We start from the raw sequence: 10,289 nt of genomic DNA on the forward strand, positions 1-10,289 counted from the left end.
CCAGTTGTTAAAATTTATTTTATCGGAATAGTGAGTTGCCCGCCAACAAACCAGGCAGGCCTATCTGCCCTGTCTGAGCTTATCATAGCATTATCAATATTTAAAGGTGTCATCAGCCCGCCGCCCACCTGTATAAAACCGGTCGCGCCAAAAACCTTAACCGGCAGGGCCGCACCAAGAATGATCTTCATATTCGAATCCTTCGACGCCTCCAGGTTCCGGAGCGGACTAAACATGCATTGATTCACCGTTGCCGGAGTTTCATCCTGAGCTTTTTCCAACAACCGGTCTATAGCGCCATTATCCGCTGCGGTTAATTTTGTCCACCAGGGATCATGTACTGCGTCAGGGTATTTCAGGTACCGATCAATTTTTGAGAATACAATGGATTCCAGGAGCCGTCCCCGGTCTGCCTGCGGCGCCTGTACAATGTGCAGCAGCTCACTGCTCAGTTCCTGTACCACCAGGGCTGCCAGCCTTCTTGCCTGAATATGGTTGCGATCGCCCAAATGATCTTTGGCAATATTCGCATGGGATAAATTATCGGTTTTGTCTTTTGCTGCTTCACCCGCTGCTTTATAATAGGCGGCCGATTCCTTTGTACTCACATCTTCTGCCGTGTGCAACAGCGATACGGATGCAGTTCCGGGTACGCTCCCGGTGAGTAATTCTTTTCCAAAACGAAAATCGTTATTGATCAGGTCAATAAAATTAGAATGTGCAAAAAAGTCTTCCACAGCATGAAAGGCGATCCCCAGATCGTTCAACCCTTGCTTCACAAGCCCCAATCTTATAAAGGATCCAAGTTTATTTTTGATATGTGCAACGGGATCACTGCCTCTTACGGCAGCATCCACCAGGCCTGCTTTCTGATTAGCCAAAAGCGACCGGTCCCGCCACTCATTTTTTTCTTTATCCCATATATAGTTATCGAAATGTTCGGCCTGGCTGTACCCGCCGAATTTACCGGGGTTACATAATAAAATGGCATTACCTATTGCCGGCAACTGGCTATAATCCCGCAGTTTATTCCCTTCTTCAATATCTTTTATCTGCTCTTCTGTAAAGCCACCGCCGGTCAATCCTGCCTCATCAATAATATGGTGCGCATCATCCGTAAACCGCGCGATATGACCCAATTGTTGCACTACATGCGTCAGTTCATGCGCCAGTAACCGTTTTCCTCTCCCGGAGCCGAGTTGATATTCTCCTTCATTAAAATAGATATCGCTTCCAACGGTGAACGCCCGGGCATTTAACTGCGCCGACAATTGCGCAGCATCATTACCATTGTGTATTTTAACTGCAGAAAAATCTGCACCAAACCGGCTTTCCATAAATTTTTTTGTATCGCCTGAAAGCGGCAACCCGGCACCTCTTGTTGCGGCTATGCCGGCGTTAACGGTGTCGCCGGCGGTGTGCGCATCCCCCTGCGCTTTTCGCTGTATGAAAGAGGCAAGCGGTTTCCGGTTTACTTTTTCTTCCGCGGCACAGTGCACGCATTTTTTTTGAATGAATGTTTCTGCTGGTTTCTTCCGCAACTGCTCTTCTTCGCAGTGTGCACATTTCTTTCGCTGTACAAAATTTTGTCCGGGCATGCACATCACTTTATCGGCCATTGCATCTGCCTCCTGTTCTAAGGGGTCATCAACGGCCCCTACTGACAACTTGCACTGCACCGGCAATTGCTGCCAACTATTCTTATCCTTTGAAGCAGGTACGTTTATTTGTTTCAATGAACTGACAGGCATAAAAGCGGCGGTCACAGCATTGGGCGATATGGATTTACTTTGTTTCATTGCGAACAGCTATTGCAGGCAGCGCCCCTTTTCAAAATAGGGCTTCAACCCGGTTACCGTTGACAATTTTAGTTTATCTTTTAATGTATTAATGAGTTTCATATCATTCTTAAAGTAGGCATCTGCCACCATCTCCTCGCTGGTATCGGAAACTATTTTCTTTGCACAAGCCAGATTATCGCCATAATTATGATCCTTAAGCACATCATATTTACCCTCAGTCAAAAACCGATCGGTGAAATATTGTGTAATACCTTCGTTTATAAAAGTGCCCAGCATGTTTTTTACGGTAACTCCTGATAACTTGTGCATAAATTCATGAATCACATAACCCAGTTTAAGATATTGCACCACAAAAATATCTCCCGCTAAACCTTTGTCTTTTGCACTTGCAACTGTCCTGCAAAAGAAGCCACCGGCTATATCGGCGATATTTCCCTGATTACATTTGTCGCCATATTCTTTCAACTCGTAGTTCTGTATAACATGAAAATTTTCAGCATTAAGAAGGGCAGCCTTTATTTTGTCGCCCCCCACATATTTCGACAACAAGCTGCTTTTTATCACCGTTTCATTAATAAGTGCAGGGGTTTCTTCATTTGCCCTGCCGGTAGATTTAAATTCTTTTTTTTGAATAAAGGGTATTAAAGCGCTGTGTTGTATTCTTTCTTCTCTTTCATCCTGCGCGCATTTTCTCTGAACAAAGTTTTGTTCCGGCAAACGCATTACTTTATCAGCCATTTCGTCTGCCTCCTGTTCAAAGGGGTCATCAACCGCACCTATTGAAAGTTTACATTGAAGAAGTATTTTATGTGCCGGTTGTATGCCTGGGTCACTTCGCCTTTGCGCCGGTACGGGCATTATATCTTTAACCGCTGCCGGCTTATTGGCGGTTATTTGCGGCAATATGGAAGTATGATCTGACAAATAATTTTCAACTGTTTAATGATATAAAAGATTTATACGCATCCTCTTGTCTTACTTTCTTTTCTCCACATCCGCAAGCAGCGGTTTGCTTTTTCCAAGCTTGCGGTATCATGCGCCTGCTATTAGCCGCATATTTTTGCAATACTCGTCACTAACCGTATCAGAACTACACTCAGCGATCCCTCCATGCACTTTATCATGCCCTACGATGCCGCTGCTCACATGCCATAACTCGTGCGCAAGTGAATTGCAACTCGAATTGGTTTCATTTACAGCAATAGCTGCATAGGTTTTTCCGCTATATTTTTTGTCAAACCGTTTGTCTACCGTAATTCCACCTCCTGAATCCGGAACTTCATCTGCTATTATAATCGGGATGCCCTTTGCATCTTTAAATGTATTGCCAGTCCCCAGGTCCGAAGTTGACTTATTGTAATGCCATTCACCTGGCTTTGAGCTGTCTTGCCAATCAAACTTTCCTCCTCCGGCAATTAAAGAGGTATCCGATTTTGTTTTTAAATTAAGACAGCAATTTGCCAGTATTTTCGCAGCCGTCTTAGTTTGGTCCTCAACATATTTAAGGACCTTCTCACTGGCCTTGGTTCTGAAATAATACGTTACCCAAAAATCTTTTTTACCCCCATTACAGCTATCGCATTTTCCATCGCTGCAACTCCGTTGTATTGTATGTTTTTCTCCCTGCTGTAACGTGTGCGTCAACTCGTGGGCCAGCAAATGCTTTCCTTGATTTGATCCAGGTGCAAATTTGCCTTCATTAAAATAAATATCATTACCAACAGTAAATGCCTGAGCATTCAATTGACCTGACAGTTGCGCAGCATTGCTGCCTGTATGTATCTTGACGTTTGAGAAATCTGTCCCAAACCTGTTTTCCATAAAAGTCTTTGCATCTCCGGAAAGCGGGCTGCCGCCGCCTTTTGTTGCCGCAATAGTTGCACTAACTGCACTACTTGCCACACCACTACCGGATACGGTCTTTCTTTGGATAAAAGAGGGAAGCGGCTTCCGGTTTATTTTCTTCTCTTCTTCTTCGCAATGGGCGCATTTTCGCTGAATAAAATGTTGCCCTGGTAGGCGCATTGATCCCCCCGTACCACTATTTCTCCTTCCTGCGTTTGTTGATGCAGCTTGTTTATCTGAATTGGATACAGAAACAAAAGTCCTCATACGTTTTTTGTTTACAATGTTTTCCCATCCTTCTTTAATTCTTTCCTGATCCCTGTTAAGATGTCTTCTGTTGTAACCGTTTTATCATTGCGATTTAATGCCATTAACGATGCATACTGTACCACATTCATAATTGATCCGCCGGACAACTCATATTGCCGGGCAATGCGCTCCAGTTCTTCATTTCCCGGAGGCATACATTGGGAACTGAATGCATTCGTCCATATCCGCAGGCGTTCCCCTGCCTGTGGCTTTTGAAAGTGAATGATGGATTGCAACCTCCTTGTAAAAGCTTCGTCAACATTCTGTCGCATATTGGACGCCAGAATCACCAGTCCCGGGTAATCTTCCAGCCGGGTGAGCAAATAAGCTATTTCCTGGTTGGCATACCGATCATGCGCATCCGAGACATTGGTGCGTTTACCAAACAGTGCATCTGCTTCATCGAAAAACAAGATCCAGTTTTTATTTTCTGCTTTTTTAAAAATTTTCTCGAGGTTCTTTTCCGTTTCACCAATATATTTCGACACCACCATAGAAAGATCTATACGATACACATCCAGGTTAAACAGCTTGCCCAATAAGGAAGCTGTAAGGGTTTTCCCGGTACCGGGCGCTCCGTGAAAGAGCGCCTTGTAACCGGGCTTTAGTTTTTTTGCCATTCCCCAATCCTCAAAAAGTGTCTGGCCATGTTGCAGCCAGATGCGAAGCTCATCCAATTGGCGGGAAGTATAGTCATCTACAACCAGATCCTTCCACTCCAGGGCCGTCACTAATCGTTTGGCCGGGAAATCCGTTCCGAACTGGGGTTTGCGCAAGGTGCCGGTGGTAAAGAAATCGATGTATTCATCACTAATGGTCAGTTGACTATCATTAAACGACTCGGACTGACCGGAACCATCAATATGTAAAATATTATGTGCCGAGAAAAAATGATCCGGACCAAACAGCGTGTTGAGGCGGAAACGCCGGTCCAGATCGGATCCGGCCAAAAGGAACAAAGCCGTTTCTACCGTTGGCAGGAACCCGCTGTGGCGGTTCGCTTTTAATCCGCCAAATTCTGTATAACCCCTGGATGTATTTTTATTGACCGATAAAAATACATCCAGCACTGCAGGCTGTACATGGGGAATCAGCGCCAACATAAGTACCATGCGTTCATCGGGCGACAAACTGTAATACTTTACAAATTCACCATATACCGAATTATCATTGGTAAGATCTGGTGGCGTACCCTCCACAATAGCGGCTGCAGCCGTTTGTTCCGGCAGCAATAAGGGCGCATCCGGTTTGGAATGGAGCAGCCGGTTCCACCAGCCGGGAGTTTTTTCTTCCACCGGCAGTGTTGGTTTTTCTGTCACTGTCTCGTTTGGAAAATATTGCGTTAGCCGGTTATTTGCGCATTGCACAAACCAGTTAATTTCCCGGACCAGGCTTTCCGCATTCCGATTCAGCAGCGCTGCGGTTTCATCCGGCCGGGGTGTTATCGTTTGTTCAAACTCCATAACATTTGTTTACCATTCTACATAAATAATATATTCATTCCAGGGAAGCGCCACTATTGAATACCCCCACGGGATGCTGTCGGTTAACACATCTACCGTTTTACGTTCTACCTGCAGTAACCAACCCATTTCCTTTGGCTTTACGATGCCCTCCCGTTTTAAAAAGGACTCCTGCAATCCCTGCACTGAAGTATTTTTTAAAGCAGACCAATGACTGATCACCGACAAAAGCAGGTCTTCCGCCTCGCTGCATTCCGCAGCAGTCAAGGTTATCTCAAGCGGTACCGGTGCTTCAACCGCCAGTCCGCAGATAATTTTCTCCAAGACCAATTCATATTCAGGAGCCTGCTGCAGTCCTGTAGCCAGGTATCGCAATAAATGAACGGCATGATATTGCGCCTCTTTGTTTTTCCATTGACCCGCTTCGAGCAACTGCAGGTTATTAAAAAAAGTAGTCAGAAAAGGCGCCAGTAAAACGGTCCCCGCAGCATAAACCATATACTGCGGCACCACATCAACGGGAACTGCTATTGAAGGGAACGGGACATTTTCCAGGGTCGCAGACTGCCCGTCTTTCAGGATCCCGGCCGCCGGTATCCCTTCGTCGTATATTTTCAGATAAGCAGAACGATGGACAACTGTTGCATCTAACACCTGAACCGCTCTGGGGGAAAGCGTTTCAGCCAATGCGATTTCAAAACTATCCAGTAATGCCGCTCCATTGTTTTCCCGAAAAAAATTACCCGCGCATTTCAAAACCAGCAAATCGGTTGCAGCACCCAGATCACCTGGCAACATCACTGCGGGCAGCTTTAACAACAGCATCCATTTACTAAAAACCAGTCTGAGTTGTTGCAACGCTTCCACCAACTCCACTACCGTTGCTTTCGCTTCTGCATTTAACTGGAAAATAATCCGTTGCCAAAACTGTTGGTTACCGGCGCGACTATAAATCACCTGTCGCAGTTGATCCGGCCGCTGCAAGGCCAGCTCCTTTGTAATGCTGTTGATATCAGTACCGTTATTTTGTGCCCACCAGGGCAAGCTTCCTTTATTAAAAAAATAAGCCCACAGCTCCAACTGCGCCAGCAGTTCTGAATCCTTTTTTTGCTCAGCAGGAATAAGATCTATTTTTTCGCGCAGCTCTTTTTCAAATGCAGGCGTTAACACCGTTTCAAAATCTCTTTTAAAACTATCCCGGAAAAACGCGCCCAGGTTTAGTTCCAGCCGGTCTATGCGCAACCATTCATCGCCACCCGCCAGCCCGGTGCAGGCAGCTTCTAACGCATCCGCAACCAACTGCTGGTAAACAGCGCCGAAATGCTGCCGGAAGTCAAACGCCAACGCCTCATCGGCGCAGGTCAGTTCTAATTGAAGGCGGTTGATCAGGTGCATGTTTGATGAGCGTTTTTAGTGATACTGATATAAGAAACGTCAAACGTGAAAGGTCAAACGTGAGCAGCGCGTTTATGAAGCGCCGGTGCAATCTTCATCGCAGGTGCAGGGTTGTATCGCATTCAGTTTATCAACCAGGGGATTCACCATTTCGTAACGGGGCATTTCGTTTTGTGCCATTTCATCGAGCCAATTGCTATACAACGTTTCGAAAGCCCGCATTTCCTGCAACCCTACCCATTTTATACGTACCTGGATATGAGCCGGGAACTCTGTCTGTATCGTTTTTTCCACCAGGTTCCGGAAGGTCTGATTCCTTAAACGCCTGGGCCAGCAAGGCAATACCGCCGTAACCCTGAAGGAATAGGGATCCTCGTTATTATCACAGGGATCGGGCTCACAATACAGATCCAGTTCAAACCCAAACCAGGTCATTAATGCCTCAATAGCGATATCAATATCATCCGCAGCCGGAGGCACACCTTCTTCTACCTGTTTTTGAGTTCGTTTACTGTATATAAAATCGCTTTGCGCCAGCACTACGTTCTTATCTCCGTGAATGATAAAGCTGTATTTGGTTTTGGAAGGATCTTCCTGCTCCTCAAAATTGGAAACAATCTCATAATTGATCCGTTCCGATCCAAACTCCTGCAGGGCGCGGACCCGCTGCGCCAATAGTTCATACTTCCGGAATTTTAAAGGCAACGGCTCCGACCCGTCGGCAAAAGCCTGCTGGTAAAGGATTGATTTATCGCCGGGCTTTACAGGCAGTTTGAAATATTCCAGTATCCAGGGCATCTGATCATAACAAAGCGCTGCAGGAACACGGCTCACTTTTTTCTTAAACAAAGGCAACTGCACCCCTTCATTTAACCCGATGCCCACATCACAGCCATCCAGGCACACATTTAAAAAGCTAACCGGCTCGGGAATATTCTTTTCATCCAGCACTTCGTTCAGCTTAGGCCGTAGCAAAATATGTTCTACCAGGTGCATGCCCTCATTATCATTAATGCGTTGCAGCAACACTTGCAAGCGGTCGAATGCATGCTGCCGGTCGGCATCGGTCTGAAACTCGCCGCTCGTTGCCAATAAAACTGCAACGGTATCATCTGTACTATCATACAACTCAAACCAGAAAGGCACCATAGAATCTTCATACTTCCAGCGCCGTTGTTTAGCCCCGTTCAGCAATTTAAAATAGATTAGCTCTTCAGCGTGTTCCAGGATCTGGCTGATCAGCAATTCGGTGCAGCAGCCATCACTCACGGGTACGCTTGTGAGCAAGACCACCTCTTTATTATCCGGGTCAATAAATTTGATCGTGTTTTTTCCAGGAGTGTTGGGAATGGCTTCGGTAACAATAAAATCTGTTGCCAACTGCCGGCAGGTAATATCTTTAAACCCCAACAGTCGCGCCGTTCTCCGCTCTGCTCCCGAAACATTGGCAGTGCCCCAGGTATCATACCGGGTATAATCATACCCTGTTGCGCGCCTGCTGCTGATGTTGGTGTACTCACCGTCCTTCAGCATTCTTATTTTATCACCGATCAACCGCTCTTCCAGGTGAACCGGGGTCAGCCATTTGCTGATGGATGCATAGGCGCTCAAATCTTCACTAAACCGGGCCAGCAAATGATCTAAAAAGGTGTTTCGCCGCTGATTAAAGCGGGGCAACGGTTCTACAAGCTCTTGTATCACCGAAGCAAAATCATTTATGATCTGATCCCAATGGTCTGCGCCCCGGTTCTGATAATCGATCACCAGTTGTTTCAGGTCTCTTATTTCACTGATCTGGGTTTCTGTAAATTCCGTTGCCGTAAAAAACGACCGGACAAAAGCCGTGTGTTGTATGGTATCATCAAAAGAAAACAGCTCTTTCAGGTGATTCAACCGCACCAGGTAGTCAGAGAGCAACTGTTCAAAAAACAACATATATCCTTTCAATTGCAGCGCCTGCACTTTTCTTTTTTCATCGGCATTGGCGGGCAAGCTGTCCTGCTCGCCCACACCATAGCACATCGGCAACGAATAGGTCACCGGGAAATAATCTTCAAGGTCCATATATTCACCCACCGGCACGGGGAAGTCATCGGGAGCGCCGATAAGTTTGTACTTAGCTTCAAGCGTTTTCTGATCCCTGAAGAGTTTCAGCATCCTGTCCGGTCTGCGGTCTTCCTTTCGTCCCATATAATAGCTGATGGTTTCGCGTTCTTTGCAAAACAGTGCCTGCGATAGTGCCGGTTGGATGCGCGCCACTTTCCGTTCTTCCTTTAAATGATCCATCCACTGATTAAAAAAATTATTTAAAGCGGTAGCATCGCTGATCCCGGAGAACGGAAGGTGCAGATAAGTAATGGCCTTAATACCGCTGATATCTGCAATTTCATTGATCAGATCCGACAAACGAATATCCCGGAACAGATCGGTGTTTTCGAGGGCTATATCTTCTATAAAGCCGTGCTGTAAAGCGGGGCCTTCAAAGATCTCATCCACTTCATATCCCTTGTCCAGCAACTGTTGTATCGTATTGAAGGGAACAGATGGCGTAAAATATTTATAGATAGTGAAAAAAACCGTTGCCAATACTGTATCGGGGTCGGCGTCTTCTTCCAGCGCCGCAAACAAACCGATGCCAAAATTTTCATATTCCACTGCGTCCACCGTAATAAAATCTTCACAAAGATTCCGGTTGGCCGCCAGCGTTTCCACTACTTGCTGCCGGATGGTTTCCCGCTGGTCATTGTCTATAACCGCCTCTTCATATTCGATCATCACATTATATAATCCTTCCAGCTCCACTATTTTAGACGCAACCAACTGCGATGGGTCATCCGGTAGCTGCGTTAGCTGCCAGGTAATTTTATCGATGAGGGCCTGCGCCGCTTTTTTTTGTTGACCCGTGGCATTGGCGGGCAGGTTGTTATAGGCTGTTTGTGCATCCGCAAGCTTTGACTGAAAGCCGCTTTTGTAAGTAGCCGCGTCGATAGCGCTTAGGCCCAATGCCCCCAAACAGGTATGTTCCGCCGCATCGCCGCAACCGCAATCGTCGGCCCTCCTGTCAGGATAATTATAATCAATCCATACCGGCACTTCATAATCCTTGCTGGTTTCAATCCAGGCATTGCGCACTCCTTTGATATCAATCAGCAGCTTCCGGTAATCGTTAATAGTAAGCGCACTGTTATGTAAAATTTGTCGCGCCGTATAAAAGATCTGTTTCCAGGTATCCTCTGCTAATTGCGCCGGGGCCAGCAGGTCTTTTACTTCGAATCCGGTGCGGTAGGCCAGGTCCGTAATGGCGTAACAGACCGCATCCAGGATGGTAATGCCCGGATCTGAATTATTATAGTTGGTCCAGTGATCGCTACCCTCCTCTTCGATATTTTTAAAGCCCAGTTTCCGTAACGCTGTAAAATCTTCGGCAGGGAGCAGGGAATTGGCTTTATTCAAAAAAACAGATGCTGACATAATT

The 10,289-nt window shown here is 46.2% G+C and carries 6 protein-coding genes; all 6 read right to left on the reverse strand.

The window, feature by feature from the left end; all coding sequences use genetic code 11:
• Positions 1 to 14: 14 nt before the first annotated feature.
• Positions 15 to 1,799 (reverse strand): eCIS core domain-containing protein, encoded by a 1,785-nt coding sequence (locus NIASO_RS07535; RefSeq protein WP_008584702.1) that lies wholly within the window; start codon positions 1,797 to 1,799, stop codon positions 15 to 17.
• Positions 1,800 to 1,808: 9 nt separating this feature from the next.
• A complete protein-coding gene (locus tag NIASO_RS07540) occupies positions 1,809 to 2,726 on the reverse strand; it encodes a hypothetical protein (protein WP_008584700.1) in 918 nt (305 codons plus the stop codon).
• A gap of 108 nt (positions 2,727 to 2,834) precedes the next feature.
• A complete protein-coding gene (locus NIASO_RS19620) occupies positions 2,835 to 3,914 on the reverse strand; it encodes an eCIS core domain-containing protein (RefSeq protein ID WP_008584698.1) in 1,080 nt (359 codons plus the stop codon).
• Positions 3,915 to 3,925: 11 nt separating this feature from the next.
• Positions 3,926 to 5,419 carry an ATP-binding protein gene (locus NIASO_RS07550; RefSeq protein ID WP_008584696.1) on the reverse strand — a complete coding sequence of 498 codons (1,494 nt, stop codon included), beginning with the start codon at positions 5,417 to 5,419 and terminating at the stop codon, positions 3,926 to 3,928.
• 9 nt (positions 5,420 to 5,428) lie between these two features.
• On the reverse strand, positions 5,429 to 6,814 hold the full coding sequence (locus tag NIASO_RS19625; RefSeq protein WP_008584694.1) for a contractile injection system tape measure protein: 1,386 nt from the start codon (positions 6,812 to 6,814) through the stop codon (positions 5,429 to 5,431).
• Between the two features lie 72 nt (positions 6,815 to 6,886).
• Entirely contained in the window at positions 6,887 to 10,285 is a 3,399-nt protein-coding gene (locus NIASO_RS07560) for a hypothetical protein (RefSeq protein ID WP_008584692.1), read from the reverse strand.
• Positions 10,286 to 10,289: the final 4 nt, after the last annotated feature.

Origin of the sequence: Niabella soli DSM 19437 (assembly GCF_000243115.2) — a bacterium.
Classification (GTDB): Bacteria; Bacteroidota; Bacteroidia; order Chitinophagales; family Chitinophagaceae; genus Niabella; species Niabella soli.